Origin of the sequence: Shewanella morhuae, from assembly GCF_900156405.1 — a bacterium.
GTDB lineage: Bacteria > Pseudomonadota > Gammaproteobacteria > Enterobacterales > Shewanellaceae > Shewanella > Shewanella morhuae.
On the sequence record NZ_FTNN01000021.1, the window covers coordinates 1 to 24434 of the forward strand.

At 43.7% G+C, this 24434-nt stretch carries 28 protein-coding genes; 10 read left to right on the forward strand and 18 right to left on the reverse strand.

Annotation, left to right across the window (positions count from 1 at the left end; all coding sequences use genetic code 11):
- Positions 1–105: 105 nt before the first annotated feature.
- Complete coding sequence (locus tag BW947_RS17460) at positions 106–1227, forward strand: ISAs1 family transposase (protein WP_076501089.1); 1122 nt, start codon at positions 106–108, stop codon at positions 1225–1227.
- A 285-nt stretch (positions 1228–1512) separates the two neighbouring features.
- Here BW947_RS17460 and rplI read toward each other — a convergent pair whose 3' ends face one another.
- Genes rplI through rpsF form a run of 4 tightly spaced genes read right to left on the reverse strand, consistent with a single transcriptional unit; the run spans position 1513 to position 2952 of the window.
- Entirely contained in the window at positions 1513–1965 is a 453-nt protein-coding gene (rplI, locus tag BW947_RS17465) for a 50S ribosomal protein L9 (protein ID WP_076502001.1), read from the reverse strand.
- A gap of 37 nt (positions 1966–2002) precedes the next feature.
- Positions 2003–2230: a 30S ribosomal protein S18 gene (gene rpsR, locus BW947_RS17470; RefSeq protein WP_006083042.1), complete on the reverse strand. Its 228-nt coding sequence runs from the start codon at positions 2228–2230 to the stop codon at positions 2003–2005.
- Positions 2231–2242: 12 nt separating this feature from the next.
- Positions 2243–2548 carry a primosomal replication protein N gene (gene priB, locus BW947_RS17475; RefSeq protein WP_076502004.1) on the reverse strand — a complete coding sequence of 102 codons (306 nt, stop codon included), beginning with the start codon at positions 2546–2548 and terminating at the stop codon, positions 2243–2245.
- A gap of 8 nt (positions 2549–2556) precedes the next feature.
- A complete protein-coding gene (gene rpsF / locus BW947_RS17480; protein ID WP_076502007.1) occupies positions 2557–2952 on the reverse strand; it encodes a 30S ribosomal protein S6 in 396 nt (131 codons plus the stop codon).
- 213 nt (positions 2953–3165) lie between these two features.
- Here rpsF and BW947_RS17485 point away from each other — a divergent pair, with 213 nt between their 5' ends.
- Both BW947_RS17485 and BW947_RS17490 read left to right on the forward strand, forming a co-directional pair.
- Positions 3166–3909: a DUF481 domain-containing protein gene (locus tag BW947_RS17485; RefSeq protein ID WP_076502010.1), complete on the forward strand. Its 744-nt coding sequence runs from the start codon at positions 3166–3168 to the stop codon at positions 3907–3909.
- Between the two features lie 221 nt (positions 3910–4130).
- Entirely contained in the window at positions 4131–5567 is a 1437-nt protein-coding gene (locus BW947_RS17490; RefSeq protein WP_076502013.1) for an MFS transporter, read from the forward strand.
- 85 nt (positions 5568–5652) lie between these two features.
- Here BW947_RS17490 and rlmB read toward each other — a convergent pair whose 3' ends face one another.
- From rlmB to zapE, 7 genes are all read right to left on the reverse strand, one after another.
- Positions 5653–6393 carry a 23S rRNA (guanosine(2251)-2'-O)-methyltransferase RlmB gene (rlmB, locus tag BW947_RS17495; protein ID WP_076502015.1) on the reverse strand — a complete coding sequence of 247 codons (741 nt, stop codon included), beginning with the start codon at positions 6391–6393 and terminating at the stop codon, positions 5653–5655.
- Entirely contained in the window at positions 6394–8865 is a 2472-nt protein-coding gene (rnr, locus tag BW947_RS17500; protein ID WP_076502018.1) for a ribonuclease R, read from the reverse strand.
- Between the two features lie 54 nt (positions 8866–8919).
- Complete coding sequence (gene motX, locus BW947_RS17505; protein WP_083948263.1) at positions 8920–9561, reverse strand: flagellar protein MotX; 642 nt, start codon at positions 9559–9561, stop codon at positions 8920–8922.
- 528 nt (positions 9562–10089) lie between these two features.
- Complete coding sequence (locus BW947_RS17510; RefSeq protein ID WP_076502023.1) at positions 10090–10278, reverse strand: DUF2065 domain-containing protein; 189 nt, start codon at positions 10276–10278, stop codon at positions 10090–10092.
- A 140-nt stretch (positions 10279–10418) separates the two neighbouring features.
- Positions 10419–10811, reverse strand: a complete 393-nt coding sequence (gene rpsI / locus BW947_RS17515) for a 30S ribosomal protein S9 (protein ID WP_076502026.1) — start codon at positions 10809–10811, stop codon at positions 10419–10421.
- A 15-nt stretch (positions 10812–10826) separates the two neighbouring features.
- Positions 10827–11255: a 50S ribosomal protein L13 gene (rplM, locus tag BW947_RS17520; RefSeq protein WP_076502029.1), complete on the reverse strand. Its 429-nt coding sequence runs from the start codon at positions 11253–11255 to the stop codon at positions 10827–10829.
- A gap of 290 nt (positions 11256–11545) precedes the next feature.
- Complete coding sequence (gene zapE, locus BW947_RS17525; RefSeq protein ID WP_076502032.1) at positions 11546–12658, reverse strand: cell division protein ZapE; 1113 nt, start codon at positions 12656–12658, stop codon at positions 11546–11548.
- 425 nt (positions 12659–13083) lie between these two features.
- On the opposite strand from zapE, the gene degQ reads away from it, so the two are divergent.
- Positions 13084–14436, forward strand: coding sequence for a Do family serine endopeptidase DegQ (gene degQ / locus BW947_RS17530; RefSeq protein ID WP_076502034.1), 1353 nt, complete (start codon positions 13084–13086; stop codon positions 14434–14436).
- A 115-nt stretch (positions 14437–14551) separates the two neighbouring features.
- Entirely contained in the window at positions 14552–15634 is a 1083-nt protein-coding gene (gene degS / locus BW947_RS17535; RefSeq protein ID WP_076502037.1) for an outer membrane-stress sensor serine endopeptidase DegS, read from the forward strand.
- Between the two features lie 113 nt (positions 15635–15747).
- Here the strand turns inward: degS and murA are convergent, their stop codons facing one another.
- The 7 genes from murA to mlaF are packed head-to-tail and all read right to left on the reverse strand — an operon-like array spanning position 15748 to position 20380.
- Positions 15748–17007, reverse strand: coding sequence for a UDP-N-acetylglucosamine 1-carboxyvinyltransferase (murA, locus tag BW947_RS17540; protein WP_076502040.1), 1260 nt, complete (start codon positions 17005–17007; stop codon positions 15748–15750).
- A 9-nt stretch (positions 17008–17016) separates the two neighbouring features.
- The gene (locus BW947_RS17545) at positions 17017–17274 is read right to left on the reverse strand and encodes a BolA family protein (protein WP_076502042.1); all 258 of its coding nucleotides are present in this window, start codon (positions 17272–17274) and stop codon (positions 17017–17019) included.
- Between the two features lie 19 nt (positions 17275–17293).
- Positions 17294–17578 (reverse strand): STAS domain-containing protein, encoded by a 285-nt coding sequence (locus BW947_RS17550; RefSeq protein WP_076502045.1) that lies wholly within the window; start codon positions 17576–17578, stop codon positions 17294–17296.
- Positions 17575–18237, reverse strand: coding sequence for an MlaC/ttg2D family ABC transporter substrate-binding protein (locus BW947_RS17555; RefSeq protein WP_076502047.1), 663 nt, complete (start codon positions 18235–18237; stop codon positions 17575–17577). Before BW947_RS17555 ends, BW947_RS17550 begins: the two co-directional genes overlap by 4 nt.
- A gap of 11 nt (positions 18238–18248) precedes the next feature.
- Positions 18249–18722, reverse strand: a complete 474-nt coding sequence (gene mlaD, locus BW947_RS17560; protein WP_076502050.1) for an outer membrane lipid asymmetry maintenance protein MlaD — start codon at positions 18720–18722, stop codon at positions 18249–18251.
- Between the two features lie 57 nt (positions 18723–18779).
- A complete protein-coding gene (mlaE, locus tag BW947_RS17565; protein ID WP_076502052.1) occupies positions 18780–19565 on the reverse strand; it encodes a lipid asymmetry maintenance ABC transporter permease subunit MlaE in 786 nt (261 codons plus the stop codon).
- Positions 19562–20380: a phospholipid ABC transporter ATP-binding protein MlaF gene (gene mlaF / locus BW947_RS17570; RefSeq protein WP_076502055.1), complete on the reverse strand. Its 819-nt coding sequence runs from the start codon at positions 20378–20380 to the stop codon at positions 19562–19564. Before mlaF ends, mlaE begins: the two co-directional genes overlap by 4 nt.
- A gap of 644 nt (positions 20381–21024) precedes the next feature.
- On the opposite strand from mlaF, the gene BW947_RS17580 reads away from it, so the two are divergent.
- From BW947_RS17580 to lptB, 5 genes are read left to right on the forward strand one after another with little or no spacing between them, the layout of a single operon-like run.
- Complete coding sequence (locus BW947_RS17580) at positions 21025–22002, forward strand: KpsF/GutQ family sugar-phosphate isomerase (protein WP_076502059.1); 978 nt, start codon at positions 21025–21027, stop codon at positions 22000–22002.
- On the forward strand, positions 22002–22553 hold the full coding sequence (gene kdsC, locus BW947_RS17585; RefSeq protein ID WP_076502062.1) for a 3-deoxy-manno-octulosonate-8-phosphatase KdsC: 552 nt from the start codon (positions 22002–22004) through the stop codon (positions 22551–22553). The genes BW947_RS17580 and kdsC overlap by 1 nt, the downstream gene beginning before the upstream one ends.
- Positions 22550–23110: an LPS export ABC transporter periplasmic protein LptC gene (gene lptC, locus BW947_RS17590; protein WP_076502065.1), complete on the forward strand. Its 561-nt coding sequence runs from the start codon at positions 22550–22552 to the stop codon at positions 23108–23110. The genes kdsC and lptC overlap by 4 nt, the downstream gene beginning before the upstream one ends.
- On the forward strand, positions 23097–23651 hold the full coding sequence (gene lptA / locus BW947_RS17595; RefSeq protein WP_076502068.1) for a lipopolysaccharide transport periplasmic protein LptA: 555 nt from the start codon (positions 23097–23099) through the stop codon (positions 23649–23651). Before lptC ends, lptA begins: the two co-directional genes overlap by 14 nt.
- On the forward strand, positions 23648–24379 hold the full coding sequence (gene lptB / locus BW947_RS17600; RefSeq protein WP_076502071.1) for an LPS export ABC transporter ATP-binding protein: 732 nt from the start codon (positions 23648–23650) through the stop codon (positions 24377–24379). The genes lptA and lptB overlap by 4 nt, the downstream gene beginning before the upstream one ends.
- Positions 24380–24434 lie beyond the last annotated feature (55 nt).

Sequence of the window (24434 nt, forward strand, 5' to 3'; positions counted from 1 at the left end):
CAGGGTGAGATCGTGAACGTTTTTTGAACTGATAATGTTGACACATAATCTGTTTGACGCCCTTGCTTAGCTGTGATCTTATACTCTCTTTTAGGAGAGTAAATTATGTACCTTGAAACCTTCACAACCTTTTTCAGCGAGCTCACCGATACCCGTCAATCGGCTAAAATCACTTATCCGCTCGAAGATATTTTATTTGTTACCTTGTGTGGTGTTATCGCTGGAGCCGAGGGTTGGAGCGAGATCCGAGATTACGCTGACGGTCATCTTGATTGGTTTCAACAGCATGGATATTTAAATGGTGGTGTCCCTGTCGATGACACCATCGCGAGGACCATATCACGTATTGATCCCGAGCAATTTAGGCTGTGTTTCATAAAGTGGATGCAAGCCGTGCATGAAATAACGCAAGGTCAACTTATCGCGATAGACGGCAAGACATTGAGAGGCTCCTATCAACGTGGAAACCGACAATCAACAATTCATATGGTGAATGCGTTTGCATGTAAAAACAAACTCGTTCTTGGGCAAGTCAAGACCTCTGAAAAGTCTAATGAAATCACTGCAATCCCAGAGCTAATAAAGCTTCTGGATATTGAAGGTGCTTTAGTTTCGATTGATGCCATGGGCTGCCAAGTTAACATTGCAGAGCACATTGTCGAGCAAGGTGGCGATTACTTATTTACGCTAAAAAGTAATCAGGGCAATCTGCATAAAGCTGTAGAAACAGCATTTTCTGAGACACGTAAAGCCCCGCTAGGTGGCTTAAGCTTTGAGCAACAACATGGTCGTATCGAAGCGCGAGTTTACCATGTCTTAAGTGCCAAACAGTTTACAGAAAAATTCTCACAATGGCCTCAATTACAAACACTTGGTATGAGTATGAGCTTTCGTCAGCAAAAAGGAAAAGCGCCAGAACTCATGTATCGTTACCATATCAGCTCGGCTGAACTGACAGAGCAACAACTCGCTGAAGCAGTGCGTGATCATTGGGCTGTAGAAAATAGCCTGCATTGGGTGTTAGATGTTTGTATGCGGGAAGATGTTTGCCAAATTTATCAAGACCATGGTGCTGAGAATTGGGCTATGTTACGCCAAGTCGCATTGAATATGCTTAGAAGCGAACCTTCAAAAGGAAGCATACCAGCTAAACAAAAACGAGCCTGGATGAAAACAGCATACTTAGAAGCGGTATTAAATGCTGGATTTAGTGGCGTGGCTAATTAATGAACACTCATGCGGTTGCCCTGAGTGAGAGCGCGAACGATTTTTAGCCATTAAAATGGGTAAGGCTTTTCAATTTGACGACGTTATGATCTTATACCAATCGCATTAAATATCTGTTCATTTAGCGGAAGTTAAACGCACCTTGGATTGAGATATCTGTAAGATTCTGAACTGAACATATAATTAAAGTAATTGGAATTACTTAGGAGTGACGTGTTTCACAAATTGCGCCCATAAAAAAACACCGCCTAAGCGGTGCTTCTTAATGTATAAAGCGAGTTGTAATTAAGCTTCTGCAACCACAGAAACTTTAACAAAAGCTTTAACTTCAGTGTGTAACTGAACTTCAACTTCGAAGTCGCCAGTAGTACGCAGAGCGCCTAATGGTAAACGAACTTCTGATTTAGCTAGTTGAACACCAGCAGCAGTCACTGCATCAGCGATGTCACGGTTGCCAACTGAACCAAACAGTTTGCCTTCATCACCCGCTTTAGAAGCGATAACAACAGCTTCTAATGCAGCAATTTTCTCAGCACGTTGGTTAGCAGCAGCTAAGTCAGCAGCTAATTTAGCTTCTAATTCAGCGCGACGAGCTTCAAATACTTCAGTATTTGCAGCATTTGCAACTACCGCTTTACCGTAAGGTAAAAGGAAGTTACGAGCATAACCGGCTTTAACTGAAACTTGGTCGCCTAAGCTACCTAAGTTTGCAACTTTATCTAGTAAAATAACATTCATTATCAAATCCTCTATATTCGATTAGGAATACTGCAAATTACTGATGTAAATCAGTATATGGCAGTAGAGAAAGATAACGAGCACGCTTAATAGCGCGAGCTAGTTGGCGCTGATATTTAGCACTAGTACCAGTGATACGGCTTGGAACAATTTTGCCGCTTTCAGTGATGTAGTTCTTTAAAGTAACGATATCTTTGTAATCAATCTCTGCAACACCTTCAGCGGTGAAACGGCAGAACTTGCGACGACGGAAATAACGTGCCATGTTGACAGTCTCCTAAGTTTTCAATTCGACATTTTCGGCATGGATGACTAAGCGATTTTGACCATTACGCCCCTGTTGAAGCGTCATAAAGCCTTTCACTTGCACTTCCACACCTGCTTTCAGATCATCTGCCACGCTTTCAAAGCGTGGGCCACTCAATATCACTTGAATTTGTACGTAGACGTTGCGGAGCATATCTGCTTCATAACGCTGCGATTTGTGTTCCAACATCATTACACTGTGTGCAATACCTGCTGGGCTTTTAAAGCGTCTTGAACGAGTTATCGTTCCAGATAACACCAAGTTATTGGTGGTCACAGATTACCTTACTCAGCGTGTTCTTCAGCGTGAGCTTCATCATATGAGCGTTCGCCAGCTGGGCCACGACGTGAGTCGCGCTCATCTCTAGCTTTAGCCATCGGAGATGCTTCAGTAACGGCAACTTTAGTACGCATTACCATATTACGCAGAACTGCGTCGTTGAAACGGAAAGCTGTTTCTAGCTCTTCGATCGTCTCTGCTTTGGCTTCAACGTTCATTAGAACGTAGTGAGCTTTATGCAGATCAAGGATTGGGTAAGCCAGTTGACGACGACCCCAATCTTCTAAACGGTGAATTGTGCCGTTAGCTTCGGTGATAACACCTGTGTAACGCTCAATCATACCTGGTACTTGTTCACTTTGATCTGGGTGAACCATAAATACGATTTCGTAATGACGCATTTATTGCTCCTTACGGTTATGTAGCCTCGGTATTGGCTCAGTCAGACCAAATGGAGGCAAGGAACGAAAAATAGTGACTGATTTGAGCGCGAGATAGTACAGAAAGCAAGCCAGAAATTCAAGCAATAACTTTGCCTCGCTAATCAATACAGGTATGATGGCGCCTCACCTATATTTGAGCATCTGAAATCTGCTAATCAAGAATTAAACATAATGCTAAAAGTTATCATACTAATCAGTTTATTTTTCCTTTCATTACCTGCGCTTGCGCTTGTTCCTCCAGACTATCAAGAGCCGCCCAGTGATTTTACAGCCGAAATCGAAGCGGGTTTACAGCTCAATACTGGCAATAATGAATCCAGTAGTTTTAATGGCCGTACTCAGCTGATTTACGATACTGAACGAACCAAGCAAGAGGCCATATTAAAAGCCTATTTTGCCTCTGAGAAAAACCAAACCACATCCGAAAAATACGAACTACAATTGCAATCGAATTATAAACTCACTAAGGGTTATATTTTCGGTCGCGGTGATTTTACTTGGGATCAATTTGGTAGTTACACACAAATATCAACACTTTCTAGTGGTTACGGTTTTAATGCCATCAGTAGTTATAAAACCAAACTAAGCCTCGAAGTCGGCCCCGGTTACCGATATAACATGCCCGCTGAATCAATTGATGTTCCTGATCCTGATGCTGAAAAAGATGTCATTTTACGTACAGCGGCTAAGTTCTCTCAAAAACTACAGGAATATAGCAGCCTAAATGCGGATCTGACTGCTGAAGTTGGCGAGAACAATAATACCCTCACCTTAGACATGAGCTACAAAAATCTCGTATTCCAAGATTGGGCATTTAAAATCGGAATGAACATCAAATATACTGAAATCGTTCCTGATGGCAGCCAACAAACAGACACTATTACCACTTTTAACCTGCTTTATACCTTTAGATAAGTTCACTCTTAATGACATATCTTTTATAACGCAGTTTATGGATTTCCAATTTTTAAAATAGACTGTAGTACGCCTACGTTACCTCACCGCATTTTAATAAAATTTCACCTAAAAATGGGAAGTGAGTCAAAGCTTACCAACAACTTGTAACACAACTTAAACACTAACCCCTGATATACTCACTCCACGTTGTTATTTTTATAGTGTTTTCGGAGTTGTAAATGACTAATCCGCTGCGCACTTTTGCCTCTTTATATAGCACGACTTTATTAATGGTATTGGCCGGTGGCTTACTCACAACCTATCTTGGCCTTAGACTTTCTGTGATGCATGTGCCACAAATATGGATTGGCGGCATGATGTCAGCCTACTATATTGGTCTTGTTGCGGGCTCTAAGATAGGTCATAAGCTTATTGCTCAAGTGGGCCACATTCGTGCCTTTGTCGCCAGTGCAGGGATAGTCGCAGCCTCAGCTTTAGGCCACGCTTTAGTAGATGAACTAACTATTTGGCTGCTGCTACGGCTGATTGTCGGCATGGGTATGATGTGCCAATACATGGTGTTGGAAAGTTGGCTTAATGAGCAAGCCGAGAATAGCCAACGGGGTACCGTATTTGCCAGTTATATGATTGTTTCTTACTTTGGCTTAATCTTGGGCCAAGGCGCCATTAGTATCTTCCCAGAATTAGGTTTAGAACCGCTATTGCTTATCGCTATTTGCTTTTCACTCTGTATCGTACCAATTTCACTCACCCGCCGCCTTCACCCCGCACCTTTGGTGCCGGCACCGCTTAAAATTGCCCATTATTGGAAAAAAGCACCGCAAGCACTCACTACCATAGCAATTGGCAGCATGATAGTCGGTTCTTTTTATGGTCTCGCGCCCGCCTATGCAAGCAACTTAGGTTTACCACCAGAAAAAGTTGCCACCTATATGACAGCAACAATTTTAGCAGGCTTACTGGCGCAATGGCCGATGGGAAAGCTATCTGACATTATGTCTCGCAGTCGCCTTATTCGTATCAACTGTGTACTACTCGGTATCTTAGCCTTGGCGATCTGCCTGATCCCCTATCACCCTGTTATATCGCTAGTAATGACTTTTCTCTTTGGTATTTTAGGCTTTACTTTTTATCCACTTGCTACTGCACTCGCTAACTCACGCGTCGAACAAAATGAACGGGTAGGTTTATCAGCCACCATTCTATTAACCTTTGGCTTAGGTGCCAGTATCGGCCCACTCATCGCCTCAACGTTAATGCAATGGCTGGGCAACAGCATGTTATATGGCTTCATGTCGGCCTGTACCTTAATACTGTTAATTCGTTTACATTATCTACACTCAAAGCAAATAATTGAAACCAACGTGACCCAAGATTATATTATGGCGACCGGTGATTTAGTCTCCTCACCACTGGCAGCCGCACTCGATCCACGAGTTGATGTTGAGTCGATTCAAGAACATATGACACCATCGTTTAATGCTGATGAGGACGAATATGATTTAGGGGCTGATGGCGTCGATGATGACGCAATTGAGAGTAATGAAGAGCAACTCACATTTTGTTTCGATACTTGGCAGACTGATGAAGACGTTACCCAAACCGATAGCTCTGAAAATAATCAAGTTAACGTAGCAAAGCCTTTAGTTAAATAATACTCATAAAAAAACGGCTTAACTGTATTTACAGCTAAGCCGTTTCTGATTACCGCAAGCATGGTATCACTGCGTAGTTTAAATGTTAGCTACGACGCTGACGCACAGCTTCAAATAGACAAACACCCGCCGCTACCGATACGTTCAAGCTAGACACACTGCCCGCCATAGGAATTGAAATAAGCGAATCGCATGACTCACGACTTAAACGGCGCAGCCCTTTATCTTCGGCGCCCATGGCAATCGCTAGCGATCCTTTAAGATCGGCTTGATACAGTTCGCAGTCGGCTTCACCAGCAGTCCCCACAATCCACACACCTTTATCTTGTAGGTGGCGCATAGTGCGCGCTAAGTTAGTGACTTGAAATAACGGTACAGTTTCTGCTGCGCCGCAGGCCACTTTACTCACAGTGGCAGTTAAGCCAACTGAGTTATCCTTAGGCACAATAATACCTTGTACACCGGCTGCATCGGCATTACGTAAGCAAGCACCGAGGTTATGGGGATCCGTCACGCCATCCAAAATCAACAGGAAAGGTTGCTCAGTATTAGCAAGCAGCACATCCAGATCTTGTTCATTTAACACTTTAGCGGCTTTGACGCGCGCCACAATACCTTGATGTTGGCTGCTTTCAGCTTTGTCATCTAAAACCTTACGTGACGCCAACTGAATTGTTGTCCCGAATGATTTGGCCTCATTAGCCAATGCCGTTAAACGCTCATCATCGCGACCTTGTAACAGCCATAATTCAATAATGCGCTCAGGACTGTGCTTTAACAGGGCTTCAACGGCATGGATCCCAAAAATAATATCTTGTTTTTTCATTTATTTCTTTCTCGTGCTCCGCTTAGCGGCTTTGGGCTTGGTAGCCGGATCTTTTTCTACTGTTTTCTGAGCTTTGGGCGCTGCTTTAGCCTTAGTACTCGTTTTAGCTTTAGACTTAGCACTCGTTGTAGTACTAGCCTTAGGTTTGGCTTTGCCTGCTTCAGTCTTAGCTGTAGATGTCGCGATTTTGTTCGTTTTGCCTTGCTTAGCACCTTCACGATTAACGCGTTCACGGGCTGTCATTGGCTTATCACGGCTAGCTGACGCTTTACGCTTGCTACCTTTACCATCATCACCCAACATGACTAAGTCAATCTGTCTGTCATCGAGATTAACTGCGGCGACTTTCACCGTCACAGGATCGCCAACTTGATAAACTTGCTTAGTATGCTCGCCAATAAGACGTTGGCGCATAGAGTCAAACTGATAGTAATCGCTGCCTAGGCTTGAAATATGCACTAAACCATCGATAAACAATTCATTTAAACGCACGAACAAACCAAAACTGGTGACTGATGCAATCACTGCTTCAAAAGTATCGCCAACATGATCTTGCATAAACTCGCACTTCAGCCAATCACTGACATCACGAGTTGCTTCATCAGCACGACGTTCAGTGGTTGAACACTCTTCACCTAGTTTTTCGAGCTCATCAAGTTGATAATGGTAGCCACCATCCTGCGTCCACTTCTCAGTAGTTTCACCCTGCTCTTTTACCAGTAAATAACGGATCACTCTATGTAAGACTAAGTCCGGATAGCGGCGAATAGGCGATGTAAAATGCGCGTATTCTTCTAGTGCTAAACCAAAGTGACCTTCGTTATCAGGGGTGTAAATGGCTTGGCGCATAGAACGCAGCAGCATCACTTGGATAAGCTCAGCATCAGGGCGTTCGGCAATTTGTAGCATTAAATTTTGATAATCAGATGGTGTCGGTTCTAAACCGCCACCCATAGTTAAACCACGCTCAGCAAGAAACTCTTTAAAGTTTGCCAGCTTTTGCTCAGAGGGCGCTTCATGTACGCGGTACAGCACTTCACCTTTATGTTTTTTGACAAACTTAGCCGCCGAAACGTTGGCTAAAATCATGCATTCTTCAATAATTTTATGGGCTTGATTACGACCGCGCGGTACGATTTTTTCAATCTTACGTTGCTCGTTAAAAATGAACTGCGTTTCCATCGTCTCAAACGCAATCGCACCACGTTCAGCCCTTTGTTCATCAAGTGCTAAATACAAAGATTGTAAACATTGCAGATGCGGGAATAGGGCTTCATGCTCAGGCGCAATTGGGCCACCTTCTAACATATCCGCGACTTGGGTGTAAGTGAAGCGAGCGTGTGAATACATCACTGCCGGATAAAACTTATAGCCCGATAACTTACCTTTAGCAGACACCGTCATCTCAGCGACCATACATAAACGATCGACGTGAGGATTTAGCGAACATAGGCCGTTAGAGATTTTCTCCGGCAGCATAGGGATAACTTGCGATGGGAAATACACCGAGTTACCGCGAGCACGTGCTTCTGTATCTAAAACAGAGTCAGTACGTACATAGTAACTTACGTCAGCAATCGCAACCCATAAACGCCAGCCACCACCAACCTTTTTCTCTGCATACACGGCATCGTCAAAATCGCGGGCATCTTCACCATCAATAGTCACTAAAGGTAAATGACGTAAGTCGACTCGCCCCACCCTATCTGCATCAGTTACTTCATCGGGAATGCGGCGCAGTTTTTTCTCGATTGCCGGAGACCAAGTATGCGGTAAGTCATAGTTGCGCAGGGCGATTTCAATTTCCATCCCCGGCGCCATTTGCTTACCGAGTACTTCTGTCACTTTGCCTGCAGCTTTAACGAAACGACCTGGACGACGCGTTAACTCCACCACCACAACATCGCCCTGACGAGCGCCGTTACGATCTTCATTCGCGACTAAAATTTCTTGAGTAATACGCTTATCGTCAGCAATCACAAATGCCATGCCGCTATCAACATGATAACGACCGACAATTGCAGCGCTTCGCGGCTGGATCAATCTAACTAAACGCGCTTCACGACGGCCACGGCGATCTGTGCCAGCCTTTTGTGCCAGCACTTTATCACCGTGAAAGTACATCAACATATCGCGGTTTGAAATAAATAAATCATCACCACCTTCGTCGGGTTTGAAAAAGCCAAAGCCTTCTCTGTGCCCGATAACAGTGCCGGAGATCAGATCCATCTTCTCAGGCAAGCCATAGCTCTGCCCGCGAGTAAATACCAACTCGCCATCGCGTTCCATCGCACGTAGGCGACGACGCAGGGCTTCAAGAGGTTCTTCCTCATGAATGTTTAATGCCGCAGCAATGCTGTCACGAGTGATGGGTGATTTCTGAGAACGTAAGTAATCGATAATATACTCACGGCTTGGGATAGGGTTTTCGTACTTATCCTGTTCACGCTCAAAATGAGGGTCTTTGATCATTCAATATCCAAATAATGTGTCTCTATATTGAGAGACAACTTAACGGCTTAACAACTATTCTTGCTGGGCCCGCGCCACTGCACTAGGGGGCATTTTAGCTGCTAACGCCTTCAGTAAAGACAAAGCTTTTTTCTGTGTCGCCTCGTCCGTAAATACATCGTTATATAACCAGTGATAGGCCATTTCATAATCCCTAGAACTACCATCACCTTCACTGAATAAACGCACTAACGTCATGCGAGCAGTTAAATCACCACTTGCAGCTGCAGGCAGTAAATAATGTACTGCCCTATCTTTATTGCGGATGACAAATTTCCCGCTCTGATAATACTCGGCAAGCTTTAACATCGCTTCTGAGCTACCTTGTTCGGCCGAGTCACGCAACAAAGCAATACCCTTTGCAGGATTGGCTTTTACACAGGTCCCATGGTTGAGCATTTCGCCCCATAGAAACTGATATAAAGGCTGTTTTAAGACTTGGGCTCGCGCCTCAATGTCTTGGACTAGCTGGCAATCATCCTGTTTCACTTTTGCTAAGTATTGATTGCTACGGATCAAATCAAGCAATTGATCTTGGCTATAAATATCCACCGCTTCAGTTTGTGCAAAACATACTGAAGAGATTAAAGGTAATAGCGCAACCAGTGCTGTACGTAGCATAACAACTCTCAATGACAATAGGATGAATACATACATCGGCAGTATAACCTATTTCTTGAGCTTGAGCTGGATTTCTAACCGTTGAATTAAACAGAGAAAAGCATATATCTTCGTAGTAAAGGCTAAGAATCACTGCTTTAATTGGGCGAACTCACTAAAATCATGATTTAGTTACGATGGGAATTCATCGAGATAATGTGGATTAGTATTTCTAATACCGCTACAAGAGGTTTGATAACTGTAGGTGGCTGTAATTAATTGATCTTGCTCTAAAATCGACTCACATCAGCCTAATATAAACTCATAAACGGGCGTAATCTATTCATAACCTTCAGCAACAAAGCTGCATTTTAGAAATAGTGCAGGCGATATGTTATCGCTAACAACCATTCCATCTTCAGACATCCAATATATCTTATTTAGTCAATCAGAGGTCACTAACACTGTTAATGTGAGCTAAGCGTTAGATTAAATGGAGCGCCGACTCGCAAAACGCCAAAGGTATCTTCTATTAGTAGGTTAGCCTAATGCCAATTCTGCCAATCACTTTATTGTCGTAGACTTTTACGTGAAAATAATAAACATGACGATGCCTACTGTCACTAAAATGCCTCCAAACCGCTGAATAACATGCTGATTTTGCTGAGAGAGCTCATTTAAATAACGTCGCCATTTATTAGGGAATAACAGTGGCCCAGCTCCTTCTAAAATCAATACAAGTACTACTGCCAGCATAAAAACTTGGAAAGTCATATTCACCCCAAACTCAATCGTAGAATACAAAAACAAGAGTATCCCAGTACATTTAATCGCAAGAGCATAATGGTAATATTATAAAATTTAGCCAATAAAAAACCCAGCAAAGCTGGGTTTTTTGATATTCCAAAAACGAATTAACGCTTAGAGAATTGTGGCTTACGACGTGCTTTACGTAGACCCACTTTCTTACGCTCAACTTTACGAGCGTCACGGGTAACGAAACCAGCAGAACGTAGTGATGGACGCAGAGCTTCATCTAATTGCATCAGAGCACGGGTAATACCGTGACGGATTGCGCCTGCTTGGCCAGTAGTACCACCGCCTTTAACAGTTACATAGATGTCCAGCTTGTCAGTCATTTCAACTAACTCTAATGGTTGACGAACAACCATACGAGCAGTTTCACGACCAAAATACTGATCCAAAGGACGTTGATTTACAACGATGTTGCCACTTCCTGCTTTAACGAAAACGCGAGCAGTAGATGTTTTTCGACGGCCAGTGCCGTAATACTGAGTTGCAGCCATTTGCTTAAATCCCGTTTAGATATCAAGAACTTGAGGTTGTTGTGCAGTGTGGTTATGTTCTGCGCCAGCGTAAACTTTTAGTTTACGGAACATGGCACGGCCCAAAGGACCTTTTGGTAACATACCCTTAACTGCTTTCTCGATGATCATTTCTGGCTTTTGCGCTTGCAGCTTTTCAAAGCTGATTTGCTTAATGCCACCAGGGAAGCCTGAATGCGAGTAGTACGTTTTGCCTTTCGCTTTGTTACCAGTTACAGTCACTTTTTGAGCATTAACAACGATGATATAATCACCGGTATCAACGTGTGGCGTGTATTCTGGCTTATGCTTACCGCGTAAACGGATAGCGATTTCAGTTGCGATACGACCTAAAGTTTTGCCGTCTGCATCAACGACGAACCAGTCACGAGTTACGGTTTCTGGTGTAGCAGTAAAAGTCTTCATTATTACAAAAACCCAAAGTTAATTTTCTGTCTCACATGTTATCTGCGCTTGCAAATAACACAAAATTGCCTTTTAGCACCCCTTCGAGCACTGACTTCGGCTTACAACTTCCGCCCAATTGGCGGAGTAACGTGGGCAGGCTGCGGAGTATAGACAAAGCTGAGTTAAAAATCACCTGATATTTTGAGAAAAACAATAAAACATCAAGCTATATAGCTAGTCATCCTGGGGATTAACCCGCTGCGGGTGATTTACAGCGGGCATTAAAGTTAAACAGTGAGTTTAAGCGGCTAAGGTAGGTGCTCTGTTTTTAAATAATCGTGGGATTGCATTTCAATCAAACGTGAGCAACAACGCTTAAACTCAAAGCTCAATAAACCATCGTTGTAGATATCTTCAAGTGGTACTTGGGCCGATATAATCAGTTTCACGTTACGCTCGTAAAACTCATCGACCATCGCTAAAAAACGTCTGGCGATATCATCGCCCGTTAAAAATGCGCCCATTTGCTCTACACCGCTGACGAGTACAGTATGGTACTGCTGCGCCAATTCCATATAATCGCGCTGGCTACGAGGGCCATCACACAATGCTCTAAAATCAACCAGTAACACGCCTTGTGCTTGCTGACGAATATTAATGCAGCGTCCATCGATTTGAATATCCGTTGTCAACACTTCTAATTCTGGTGCTAACTGGCTGAAATAACGTAATAGATTAGCATCCGCATCGGCATCTAATGGGTAATGATAAATCTCAGCTTGCTCAAGCGTTCGCAATCGATAATCAATACCAGAATCTACATTTAACACTTCACAATGCTGATTAATTAATGCTATCGCAGGTAAAAAACGCACCCGCTGCAATCCATTTTTATAGAGATCGTCAGGAATAATATTAGAGGTTGCAACAAGCACAACACCTTCTTTAAATAACGCTTGAAACAGCGTTCCTAATAACATGGCATCGGTAATGTCTGAGACAAAAAACTCATCAAAACAGATAACTTTATATTCAGCTGCCATTTTTTTTGCGATGACTAATAAAGGATCGCGCACGCCTTTTAATTCATCCAAATCATGATGTAACTGATGCATAAAACGATGAAAATGCGCGCGCAATTTTTGACCACTAGGCAAAGCATCAAAAAACGTATCCATTAAATACGTTTTACCACGGCCAACACCGCCCCAAAGATAGAGTCCTTTCGGTGCTGCTGGTGCTGATTTAAGACCCAAAGCGGTAAAAAATTTTCCAAGACCTGAATTAGGCGTAGCCGAGGTGGTTAAATCTTCAAAAACACGTTGTAAAGCTTTAACTGCAATTTCTTGAGCCGGATCATGGGAAAAACCATCACGGGTGAGATCTTTTTGATAATGTTGCCAAGGGCTTAACTGAGGCACTTTTTGATTCTCTATATGTCCGTTATTAAAACTAGCACAATATTAACACGGCAAATGTCACGCAGGATATATCAATACAGAACGTAATGCTGGATGAAAACAGACAATACAGTATAAAAAGCGGGTAAATTGTGCTCAAAGGGCTATGCTGTAAATCATTTCAGTTTATTGTGAGCGAAATAAACCTTAGCTTGAATAACAAGGCTAACGTCCCCATTTTTTGGTATTGAAACGCTCATAAAGATCGTGTAAATCGCTAATAAAAATTAACATATTTTAATATTGAAGAACTTTTTCAATAAGGTGCGTGTCAGAGTTGTTACCTAGGCAAAGAGCCGGTACCGATACAGAGTTGATCTGACGCTCGCACAATTGCTGATGCATTACATCCGGATCGATTAACCATTATTTGGAGTTATGAATAGATGAAAACAAAATTATCAGTACTTTCAGCCGCTATGTTAGCCGCAACCCTGACGATGATGCCCGTTGTTTCACAGGCAGCGATTCCTCAGACGGTTGATGGGCAATCTATGCCAAGTCTTGCGCCTATGCTTGAGCGCACAACTCCAGCGGTAGTTTCTGTTGCCGTCACTGGTACTCATGTTTCGAAACAAAGAGTACCTGATGTTTTTCGTTATTTCTTCGGACCTAATGCACCGCAAGAACAAGTACAAGAACGTCCTTTCAGGGGCTTAGGTTCTGGCGTCATCATTGATGCGGAAAAAGGCTATATTGTTACAAATAACCATGTGATTGATGGCGCAGATGATATTCAAGTCGGCCTTAACGACGGACGAGAAGTAAAAGCTAAATTAATTGGTACTGATTCAGAGTCTGATATTGCATTGCTGCAAATTGAGGCAAAAAATCTAGTTGCAATAAAATCGTCTAACTCTGATGAACTTCGTGTTGGTGACTTTGCTGTTGCTATCGGTAATCCCTTCGGTTTAGGTCAAACCGTTACATCCGGTATTGTCAGCGCGTTAGGCCGTAGCGGCTTAGGCATTGAAATGCTAGAGAACTTTATTCAAACCGATGCAGCAATTAACAGTGGTAACTCAGGTGGCGCACTCGTTAACTTAAACGGCGAGTTAATTGGCATTAACACAGCAATTGTGGCGCCAGGCGGTGGTAACGTAGGTATTGGTTTTGCTATTCCAGCCAATATGGTGAAAAGTTTAGTTGCACAAATTGCTGAGCATGGTGAAGTTCGCCGTGGTGTATTAGGTATTTCGGGACGCGATCTTGATAGCCAACTCGCACAAGGTTTTGGTTTAGATACTCAGCATGGTGGTTTCGTTAATGAAGTCACAGCAGGAAGTGCTGCAGAAAAAGCGGGAATTAAAGCGGGTGATATTATTGTTAGTGTCGATGGTCGTGGCATTAAATCCTTCCAAGAATTACGAGCCAAAGTCGCCACTATGGGTGCGGGAGCCAAAGTTGAATTAGGCATTATTCGCGATGGTGATAAGAAAACGGTTAAAGTCACATTGGGCGAAGCTAGCCAAAGTACTGAGTCAGCAGCAGGCGCTGTGCATCCTATGCTGCAAGGGGCAACCTTAGAAAACTCATCTAAAGGTATTGAAATTACTGAGGTTGCTCAAGGCTCTCCTGCAGCGATGAGTGGCTTACAAAAAGGCGATGTCATTGTGGGGATTAACCGCACCACGATTAAGGATCTTAAAACCCTTAAAGCCCAGCTAAAAGATCAAGAAGGCGCTGTTGCACTGAAAATAATGCGCGATAAGAGCATGCTGTATTTAGTATTACGTTAATCACTACATTAACCACATTTTCAACCTAAGATAAGCATAGGGAGCCTTGGCTCCCTATGCTTACATAGATTAAACATGTTAATCTAACTCACCTTTTTTAAGATTCCATCCTGCCATGACGATAAAAGACACTTTGTTATATCTCGGTAAAGCCACCCTTTTCGGTCTTATCATGGCGGCTATATTTTTATTAGTGACACGTTATTTCGATAACCAATCACTAGGTAATAATCTGCTACAAACTCGGGCTAATAACACTGTTGAACTGTCATTTGCTAAGGCGGTACGCCGTGCTGCCCCTGCGGTGGTAAATATTTATAGCCTCAGCATAGATCAAACTCGCCCACTAAATTCAGGATCACTGCAAGGCCTTGGCTCTGGTGTGATAATGAGTAAAGAAGGTTATATTCTCACTAATTACCATGTCATTAAAAAAGCTGATGAGATTGTCGTTGCCCTGCAAGATGGCCGTAAATTTACTTCAGAAGTCGTAGGTTTTGATCCTGAAACTGATTTATCGGTACTCAAAATTGAAGGTGACAACTTACCCATTGTACCTGTTAACCTTGAAAGCCCACCTCAAGTCGGTGATGTTGTACTCGCTATTGGTAATCCCTATAACTTAGGCCAAACCATTACCCAAGGCATTATCAGTGCTACGGGCCGAAACGGTTTAAGTTCAGGTTATTTAGATTTCCTGCAAACCGATGCTGCAATTAATGCGGGTAACTCAGGCGGCGCCCTCATTGACACTAATGGTAGCCTTATCGGAATTAATACCGCGGCATTCCAAGTGGGTGAAGAAGGCGGCGGTCACGGAATAAACTTCGCCATTCCCATTAAGTTAGCCCATAGCATTATGAATAAGCTGATTAAAAATGGTCGCGTAATCCGCGGTGCGTTAGGTATCTCTGGCGAGCCGATTAACCCAGTGGTGGCGCAAATACTGAACCTGCCCGATCTCAAAGGCGTGCTCATCACAGGTATCGATCCTAATGGTCCAGCAGCGCGCGCACAGCTCATGCCAAGGGATGTTATTATCAAATACGATGATGAGGATGTACCCGGCGTAGAAATGCTGATGGATCGTATTGCAGAAACCACACCGGGCAAAAAAGTGATGATGACGGTAATACGCCAAGGTAAACAACAGGAGTTACCCGTCATTATCGATGAAAAGGTTGTGGTCGATAACTAGAGCAGCACTTTACATTAGGTGCGATGAACAAAATACTGACAACAAAAAACCAGCTTTTAGCTGGTTTTTTAATATATCGAGATTTTAATATTGGAGGGCTAAATAAGTCCCTATCACTGAATACGAACAACCTCAGCGCCTAAACCTTGAAACTTATTCTCAATATGCTCGTAGCCACGATCTAAATGATAGATACGATCCACTATCGTTTGTCCATCGGCCACCAAGCCCGCAATCACTAGACTTGCTGATGCACGTAAATCCGTCGCCATCACCTGAGCGCCACTTAAGGACTCAATCCCATGGATGATGCAGGTGTTACCTTCAAGCTCCATAGTCGCGCCCATACGGATAAGTTCAGGCACATGCATAAAGCGGTTCTCAAAAATAGTCTCAGTAATTGTAGCAGTGCCTTGTGCTAAGGCATTGAGTACACAAAACTGTGCTTGCATATCGGTAGGAAAACCAGGGTAAGGCGCAGTTTTAATATTAACGGCTTTAGGACGTTTGCCCTGCATATCGAGCTCAATCCAATCTTCACCCGTAGTAATCGTCGCGCCCGCATCTTCAAGCTTAGCGATAACCGACTCAAGTGAGGCTGGGTCAGCTTTTAAGCAACGAATACGGCCACGAGTGACCGCCGCAGCAACCAGGAATGACCCCGTTTCGATACGATCTGGCATAACGCGATAATGGCAGCCCTGTAAACGCTCAACCCCTTGAATACGCAGTGTCGCACTGCCTACACCGGTAATTTTGGCGCCCATTGCAATTAAGCAATTGGCTAGATCGATCACTTCAGGCTCACGAGCCGCGTTTTCAATTACGGTTTCGCCATCGGCTAATGCCGCAGCCATCAGTAAGTTTTCAGTTGCACCAACGCTGACCATGTCCATAAAAATATGAGCGCCTTTAAGACGTCCATCAACACGGGCTTTGATATAACCTTCTTTCACTTCAATCTTAGCGCCCATCATTTCAAGGCCATGTAAGTGAAGATTCACTGGTCTTGCACCAATAGCACAGCCGCCAGGCAATGAAACGTCAGCGGTTCCATATCGAGCCAATAATGGCCCTAAGATCAATATAGAGGCACGCATCGTTTTGACGAGATCGTAAGGAGCACAAAACTCATTCAAATTAGTCGTTGAAATCCGAATTTGTCCGTCGCCAAGTTCAGTCACTTCGGCGCCGAGGCAGCGTAATAATTTACAGCTAGTACTGACATCACGCAGATTGGGCACATTAGAAACCACAAAGTCGGTTTCAGCTAATACGCCTGCCATTAAAATAGGCAAAGCCGCATTTTTGGCACCTGAAATGATCACGTCACCGGCAAGCGGAGGGCTCGCCTTAATTGTTAGTTTATCCACTTTTCCTCACTAGCTAGGCATGTTGAAAACTTTTTCGCGTTTCCATTGAGTCGGCGTGAAAGCTTTAATCGTTAATGCATGTAATTCACCGCTGGCAATGTGTGCTGTCAACGGTGCATAAATGGCTTGTTGCTGTTTAACTCGACTCATTCCATCAAAGCACTCGCCTACGGCGATCACTTTATAATGGCTACCATCCGAGCTAGCGTGGACTTCTTCGAGCCCTAACGCATCACGTAAAATTTGTTCTATTAAGCTGCATTCCATGACGTCTTTCACCTTATTTTTAATGCGCTTCTTCGGTAAAGAAGGCATGTAAATCATATAAATCAATTAACTTTTTCAGCTGGGGAGACGCTAAAATCAATTCAAGCGGTCGGCTATGTTCACGTACTAGCGCCAATAAAAAGGCTATACCAGCGCTGTCGCTGTATTGAAGCTCAGACAAAGACAACGTCTGTATGGAATCATCCAGTAATTGCTGTCGCTGTGGCCACAGTGTAATAACGTCGGCTTGGGTTAGACGCCCTTTGAGGTGACAAACTGTGCCTTGTTGCACAAATTCAATCACGATTGCGACTTCCCTGATTTAGCCTTGATGACGACTTTTTCTTTCGTGCGTTCGTCAAGCATCTTAATCACAGAATCGATACCCTGCTGACGAATAAGGTTAGAAATTTCAGACTGTTTAGAAGACAGTAAACTTACACCTTCCGCTACCAAATCAAAGGCTTTCCATGTGTCATCTTTCAAGCGACGCGCTTTAAAGAGTACTTTAATGGGCGGGCGACCCGCTTCAATGATTTGTATATTTACATCGACTATTTTCTCTTGGCTGAAATCAACCCCCGGTGAAAACTCCACTTTTTGATTGGTGTATTCAGTAAAAGCTTGCGCATAGGTAGAGACTAAATAACCTTCAAAAGCATCAACGAAACGGTTGCGTTGATCTTCGGTTGAATCCTTAAGATATTGACCTAATACCTTGTAAGAAGCGTATTTATAATCGACATAGGGCATTAACTCTTCACGAACAATGACCTTTAAATGATCAGAGTCGGCATCGATAAGCGCTTTATCTTTATAAAAACGATCAAAGGTTTTATTGGCAACGGCTTTTACCATGGCATAGGGATCTTTGGTGTCCACAACCACATCAGCGGCGATAGCACTTGTTGTCCCTAAAACCATCACTAGCGGCAATAAAAAGCGAGATAAGATGTTAAACATAGCGGTAACCCCTATTTATCCTTCGAACCCATACTATATAAGAACTGACCAATCAGCTCTTCCAATACCAATGCTGAACGAGTGTCGTCAATTTTATCGCCATCTTTTAGCATACTGACATCATCATCAACAAAACCAGGTGTTAACCCCAAGAATTGCTCACCCAATAAACCTGAAGTCAAAATAGCTAAGCTACTGGTTTCTGGAAATTTGTCATAGCGCTTATCCATCACAACTGTGACTACAGCGACTAATTTAACCGGATCTAAATCAATACTACTTACCCGGCCGACCACTACACCACCAACCTTGACAGGTGAGCGTACCTTCAAGCCACCAATATTGGTAAAATTGGCTTTTATGGTATAGGTGCTGTCGCTGCTTTTAACTTCAATATTGGCAACATTAAAGACTAAGACCAAAAACGCGGCCAGTCCGGTTAAAAGAAAAATACCCACTAATAATTCAATTTTTCGTGTCAACATGCTTAGCTACCACTCTGTTAATGCATCTAATCCTGTGTCGAAATCCGCAGTGTTCCGTTAGCGGCCAAACATCAGGGCTGTCAGTAAAAAATCCAATGCCAATACTGCGAGGCTCGACTGAACGACCGTCTGCGTCGTTGCTCGGCTGATGCCTTCCGGATTAGGGATCACTTGATAACCGCGATATAACGCAATCCAAGTAACTACTACGGCAAACACGCCACTCTTGATCAAGCAGTTAACTATGTCCTGACGCCATTCAACCGACGCCTGTAAAATAGACCAAAACGCACCACTGTCGATACCTTTCCATTCCACGCCAACAATGTGACCGCCGTAAATACCTACCGCAGTAAACATCAACACCAGCAATGGCATACTGATAACCCCAGCCCAAAAGCGCGGGGCAATAATCTGCCTTAATGGGTCGATAGCCATCATCTCTAAACTTGAGAGCTGCTCGGTACTTTTCATTAACCCAATTTCAGCGGTTAATGCTGAGCCTGCCCGTCCTGCAAATAATAAGGCTGTGACTACCGGTCCTAACTCACGCAGTAAACTTAATGCCACCATAGGGCCTAAGCTTTCTTCGGTGCCAAAGCCGACTAAAATATTGTAGCCTTGTAACGCAAGTACCATGCCGATGAACAGCCCTGAGACTAAAATAATCACCATAGATTGCACGCCGACCACATAAATCTGCCGTACTAATAATGGAAAACCTTTACGCACACGTGGCCAACGAAAAATAGCGCCCCACAGCATCAGCCCAGCACGGCCAAAACCAAGTACAAACTCAATGGCGCTGTGGCCCAAGTCAGCAATACTGTCGATTAACTTCACTTGCCAACTCCCTTTGCTAACAATTCTTGTTGATAATCACTGGCAGGATAATGAAACGGCACTGGGCCATCCGGCGCGCCTTGAATAAACTGTTTCAACTGCGGATTATCGGCGTGCTTTAATTCCTCTGGCGTGCCGTGAGCGATGACTTTTTTGTCTGCCACCACATACACATAATCGGCAATGCCAAGCACTTCATCTACGTCATGGGATACCACAACGGAGGTAAGATTGAGCGCATCGGATAACTCACGAATAAGCTTCACCAATACACCCATTGATATTGGGTCTTGGCCTGCAAATGGTTCATCGTACAGCACCATTTCAGGTTCCAGTGCGATGGCTCTGGCCAATGCGGCACGGCGCTGCATACCGCCAGATAATTCGCTTGGCATCATCTGCGCGGCGCCACGCAAACCCACGGCTTCGAGTTTCATCAGCACGATAGTACGAATGATATCCTCTGGTAGCCCTGAATGTTCACGTAGCGCAAATGCGACGTTATCGAATACATTAATGTCAGTAAACAGCGCGCCGCTTTGAAACAGCATGCTCATACGCTTACGTAACTGAAATAACTCATTGCGACTCACGCCGTGGATATCGTGGCCGTCGAATAACACTTGCCCATTGTCTGGCGTTAATTGACCACCGATTAATTTCAGCAGTGTCGTTTTGCCTATACCACTGGGGCCCATAATCGCCGTCACCTTGCCCCGTGGAATGGACAGGCTAATATCTTTAAATATTGCGCGCTGACCGCGGCTAAACCCCAAGTTACGGATCTCAACCAACGATGTTTGTTCTTGAGTCATGCTTGATCCCAACATTTGCAAAGAGGCAATCCCAATCTTGCAAGACCGTCCCAACAAAGAGCCGCAAATTGTACGTAATTGCGCTTTAACCTACAACCGAATCGACACTATCGGCCTGCGATACTTTCAATTTGACTCATTTACAGCGAAAATGCGCCATAAGTTTTCACTCTGCACCGGTTAAATGTTACTTAATGTTTTAAATCTAGTTGCAGAATAGGTTTTATTGGTTATTTCGTTTGCACTTAGCTCGATCCTTATCCACTTTAAAATATGGATAAGCTGAGGCTTAAGTACAAATTTAGAAATATTCTGCGGGATAATACCCACCACGAGACAGAATAAATCCATTGAAATAAACCACAAAGACGATGATATTGCTCAAGATGGTCTATCGCGATACTGCTTGTTCTACATGAATAACTACTATCGCTGAACTTGACGAACTAACTCAATCGTCCTAGCCTGCCGCGATTGTTTTACGGTTTTAGATAAAGCATCGCCATAAAACAGTCACGAAATTGGCTGAAAATAAAAGATACTTGGCAGAACGCCGATTAAATATCATCTTTATCGCGTACCAAATTGTGCTACTCCAATCCCATAACTGGGGCGACAAAGACAATGCAAAAAGAGAGATAGACATGGTAGACAAATCACAACTGCGCCAATGGGGCTGCAAAGTTATCGACATTGAAAAGTCAGCCCTAGACAATCTTTATCAGTATGTAGATTCAGTTGAATTTGCAGAGGCTTGCGAGTTAATTCTCAACTGTACCGGTAAAGTCATTGTGATGGGAATGGGCAAATCTGGCCATATCGGTAATAAGATTTCAGCCACCCTTGCCAGCACAGGTACGCCGGCATTTTTTGTGCACCCGGGTGAAGCCAGCCATGGCGACCTTGGCGTGTTAGCGGATAATGATATTATTTTAGCCCTTTCAAATTCAGGTGAATCGAGCGAAATCCTCACCTTAATGCCCGTTATCCAACGTATGGGCGTGCCTGTGATTGCCATAACGAGTAAGCCAGAGTCCAATATGGCGCGCTTATCAAAAGTCCATTTATGTATTGGGGTACCTGAAGAGGCTTGCCCACTTGGACTTGCTCCCACGTCAAGCACCACGGCAACCTTGGTCATGGGTGATGCCATCGCGATAGCACTGTTACAGGCCAAAGGTTTTACCCGTGATGACTTTGCAATGTCTCATCCTGGCGGCGCACTTGGCCGTAAATTACTGTTAAAGGTCAACGATGTAATGCACAGCGGTGATGACCTACCGCTGGTCAACCATGATATCTGTATCACCGAAGCCCTGTACGAAATTTCCAAAAAAGGTTTAGGTATGACAGCGATTATCGATGATGAACGTAAGCTTGTCGGTATCTTTACCGATGGCGATTTACGCCGAGTCATTGATGCTGAAGTGAATCTACGAACAACACCCATTGCCGATGTAATGACCCGTAACTGCGTTACCATTATGGATAACATATTGGCCGCTAAAGCACTGCAAATAATGGATTCGAAAAATATTAACGGTTTGATTGTAATAGATAAAGATCGCCATCCTATTGGTGCACTTAACATGCTAGACATGGTTAAAGCAGGAGTCATTTAATGCCACAGCAAGGATTTTACGGCCCCATCAGTAATGATGTGTGGCAACGCGCGCAAAAGATTAAACTGTTGATTTGTGACGTCGATGGCGTGTTTTCTGATGGGCGTATTTACTTGAGTAATAACGGTGAAGAGCTAAAAGCATTTCACACCCGCGACGGTTATGGTGTGCGCTCGCTGCTCACTAGCGGTTTTCATCTTGCGGTCATCACAGGGCGCCAATCCAAAATCGTTGAGAACCGTATGGCAGCGCTCGGCGTGACACATATTTACCAAGGTATAGACAATAAATTTGCACCCTATGAGGAATTACTCACGCTTTATGGCGTTACCCCTGATGAGGTGGCTTATATCGGTGACGATATGGTTGATCTACCGGTAATGAACGTGGTTGGTTTAGCGGTTAGCGTTGCCGATGGTCATCCTTATGTCCGTCAGCATGCTCACTTTGTTACCACCCTTAATGGTGGCCACGGGGCATTGCGTGAACTCACAGACCTGTTACTGCTAAGTCAAAATAAGTTCACCTCGGCCCATGGAATGAGTATATGAGCCGTGTGACGCTTGCGATTATTGCATTTTTCGGTACTGCGCTGGCGCTGTATTGGCAAGTGCAAAACAAGCACAATAATGATGCAGATAATAAAGTAAAAGATCAAAATACCCCAGATTACATCGTGGAAGACCTGCGCAGTGTCGAGTTTAATGAACAAGGACTTGTCAACAGTCGTGTTACTGCGAAACATATGGAACATTTTGATTCCACTAATCAAACCTTGTTCACTCAACCTGTTTATCTTGTGTACCCCGACCAAGGTAAAGCACAATGGCAACTTAAGGCTGATGAAGGCAAACTTGATAAAGAAACCGGCAAGGTGGTATTACAGAATAATGTCATTATTGATGCTATTAGCTCAGAAGAACCGATTCAAACCTTGTCCACCAGTTATCTGGAACTCGATCTCAATACAATGATAATGACCTCTGACCGCACCATTTATGTCACAGGAAAAGATTTTAATATTCAAGGCCAAGGCCTTTTTGCCGACCTTAATGCACAAGAAGTGCGATTGACCAGTCAGGTAGTAGGAACATATGAAGCAAAATAACGTATTACTTGCCAGCCTCATTCTTATAATGAGCATGAGTGCCTTCGCGAAAGTGGATGATTTAAAACAGGAAGTAAAGATTAAAGCCGTAAGCCAAACGGCAGATATTAAGAATAACCAAGTTATCTTTTTTGGTCCGGTTGAAGTCACTCAAGGCTCTATCAAAATTATTGCGGATCAACTACGTGCATTTTCTGCTGAAGGTGAAAGCAGTAAAACCTTAGTCGCCACGGGTAATCCTGCCACTTATACTCAAGTCCTAGACGATGGTCGCCCAGCATCTGCAAGTGCGAAAGAGATTAGTTATAACATGGCAAGCCGTACCCTCACCCTCAAAGGATTAGCTTCATTAGATCAAGCGGGTAGCCAAGTCCGAGGGAATTTAATCCGCTACGACATCATTCAGCAAAAATTAATTGCTGAAAGTACTGGTAGTGGTGATGATCGCGTGATTACGATTATTCAGCCTGAAAGTTATCAAGATGATATAAAGCCCGGCACCTCAACCGATAAACCTGTCAAAAAGCAGGGTTCTAAATGACCCAGATCACTCTAAGAGCACAAAATTTAGCGAAAAGTTATAAGAACCGCCAAGTCGTTAAAGATGTCAGTTTGACGGTAAAAACCGGTCAAGTCGTTGGTCTACTAGGCCCAAACGGGGCGGGAAAAACCACCACATTTTACATGGTTGTCGGATTGGTAAAGAGCGATAAAGGCCACATTTTTATCGATGATGATGATTTAACCGCCGATCCGATGCACCTGCGTGCCCGCAAAGGCATTGGTTACTTACCACAAGAAGCCAGTATCTTTCGTAAGCTGAGCGTACATGACAACATTATGGCCGTGCTGCAAACTCGCAAAGAGCTAACCAAAGAACAAAGAGATCAAGAATTAGAACATCTGCTGGAAGAGTTTCATATCACCCACATACGTGACAGCCAAGGTATGTCGTTGTCGGGTGGTGAGCGTCGTCGTGTTGAAATTGCGCGTGCGCTAGCGGCTAATCCTAAGTTTATTTTACTTGATGAGCCTTTCGCTGGGGTCGATCCGATTTCAGTTATCGACATCAAAAAAATCATTGAGCAACTTAAAAGCCGTGGCCTTGGTGTGCTAATTACCGACCACAATGTGCGCGAGACATTAGATGTGTGTGAACATGCCTACATTGTTAGTCACGGAAACCTGATTGCAGAAGGAACACCAGCAGAGATCTTAGACAATCAGCAGGTTAGGGCTGTGTACTTAGGTGAACAATTCAGGCTATAGTTAACCAAAGGGAGTCGATGGCCGTAAATTATACTGGCATACGGCTCGACTAAAG

Excerpts from the sequence above, each read along its gene's own strand:
- BW947_RS17460 (WP_076501089.1), top strand. The coding sequence starts at position 106 with ATGTACCTTGAAACCTTCACAACCTTTTTCAGCGAGCTCACCGATACC.
- rplI (WP_076502001.1), bottom strand. The coding sequence starts at position 1,965 with ATGAATGTTATTTTACTAGATAAAGTTGCAAACTTAGGTAGCTTAGGC.
- rpsR (WP_006083042.1), bottom strand. The coding sequence starts at position 2,230 with ATGGCACGTTATTTCCGTCGTCGCAAGTTCTGCCGTTTCACCGCTGAA.
- rpsF (WP_076502007.1), bottom strand. The coding sequence starts at position 2,952 with ATGCGTCATTACGAAATCGTATTTATGGTTCACCCAGATCAAAGTGAA.
- BW947_RS17485 (WP_076502010.1), top strand. The coding sequence starts at position 3,166 with ATGCTAAAAGTTATCATACTAATCAGTTTATTTTTCCTTTCATTACCT.
- BW947_RS17490 (WP_076502013.1), top strand. The coding sequence starts at position 4,131 with ATGACTAATCCGCTGCGCACTTTTGCCTCTTTATATAGCACGACTTTA.
- rlmB (WP_076502015.1), bottom strand. The coding sequence starts at position 6,393 with ATGAAAAAACAAGATATTATTTTTGGGATCCATGCCGTTGAAGCCCTG.
- rnr (WP_076502018.1), bottom strand. The coding sequence starts at position 8,865 with ATGATCAAAGACCCTCATTTTGAGCGTGAACAGGATAAGTACGAAAAC.
- motX (WP_083948263.1), bottom strand. The coding sequence starts at position 9,561 with ATGTATGTATTCATCCTATTGTCATTGAGAGTTGTTATGCTACGTACA.
- BW947_RS17510 (WP_076502023.1), bottom strand. The coding sequence starts at position 10,278 with ATGACTTTCCAAGTTTTTATGCTGGCAGTAGTACTTGTATTGATTTTA.
- rpsI (WP_076502026.1), bottom strand. The coding sequence starts at position 10,811 with ATGGCTGCAACTCAGTATTACGGCACTGGCCGTCGAAAAACATCTACT.
- rplM (WP_076502029.1), bottom strand. The coding sequence starts at position 11,255 with ATGAAGACTTTTACTGCTACACCAGAAACCGTAACTCGTGACTGGTTC.
- degQ (WP_076502034.1), top strand. The coding sequence starts at position 13,084 with ATGAAAACAAAATTATCAGTACTTTCAGCCGCTATGTTAGCCGCAACC.
- degS (WP_076502037.1), top strand. The coding sequence starts at position 14,552 with ATGACGATAAAAGACACTTTGTTATATCTCGGTAAAGCCACCCTTTTC.
- BW947_RS17545 (WP_076502042.1), bottom strand. The coding sequence starts at position 17,274 with ATGGAATGCAGCTTAATAGAACAAATTTTACGTGATGCGTTAGGGCTC.
- BW947_RS17555 (WP_076502047.1), bottom strand. The coding sequence starts at position 18,237 with ATGTTTAACATCTTATCTCGCTTTTTATTGCCGCTAGTGATGGTTTTA.
- mlaD (WP_076502050.1), bottom strand. The coding sequence starts at position 18,722 with ATGTTGACACGAAAAATTGAATTATTAGTGGGTATTTTTCTTTTAACC.
- mlaF (WP_076502055.1), bottom strand. The coding sequence starts at position 20,380 with ATGACTCAAGAACAAACATCGTTGGTTGAGATCCGTAACTTGGGGTTT.
- BW947_RS17580 (WP_076502059.1), top strand. The coding sequence starts at position 21,025 with ATGGTAGACAAATCACAACTGCGCCAATGGGGCTGCAAAGTTATCGAC.
- kdsC (WP_076502062.1), top strand. The coding sequence starts at position 22,002 with ATGCCACAGCAAGGATTTTACGGCCCCATCAGTAATGATGTGTGGCAA.
- lptC (WP_076502065.1), top strand. The coding sequence starts at position 22,550 with ATGAGCCGTGTGACGCTTGCGATTATTGCATTTTTCGGTACTGCGCTG.
- lptA (WP_076502068.1), top strand. The coding sequence starts at position 23,097 with ATGAAGCAAAATAACGTATTACTTGCCAGCCTCATTCTTATAATGAGC.
- lptB (WP_076502071.1), top strand. The coding sequence starts at position 23,648 with ATGACCCAGATCACTCTAAGAGCACAAAATTTAGCGAAAAGTTATAAG.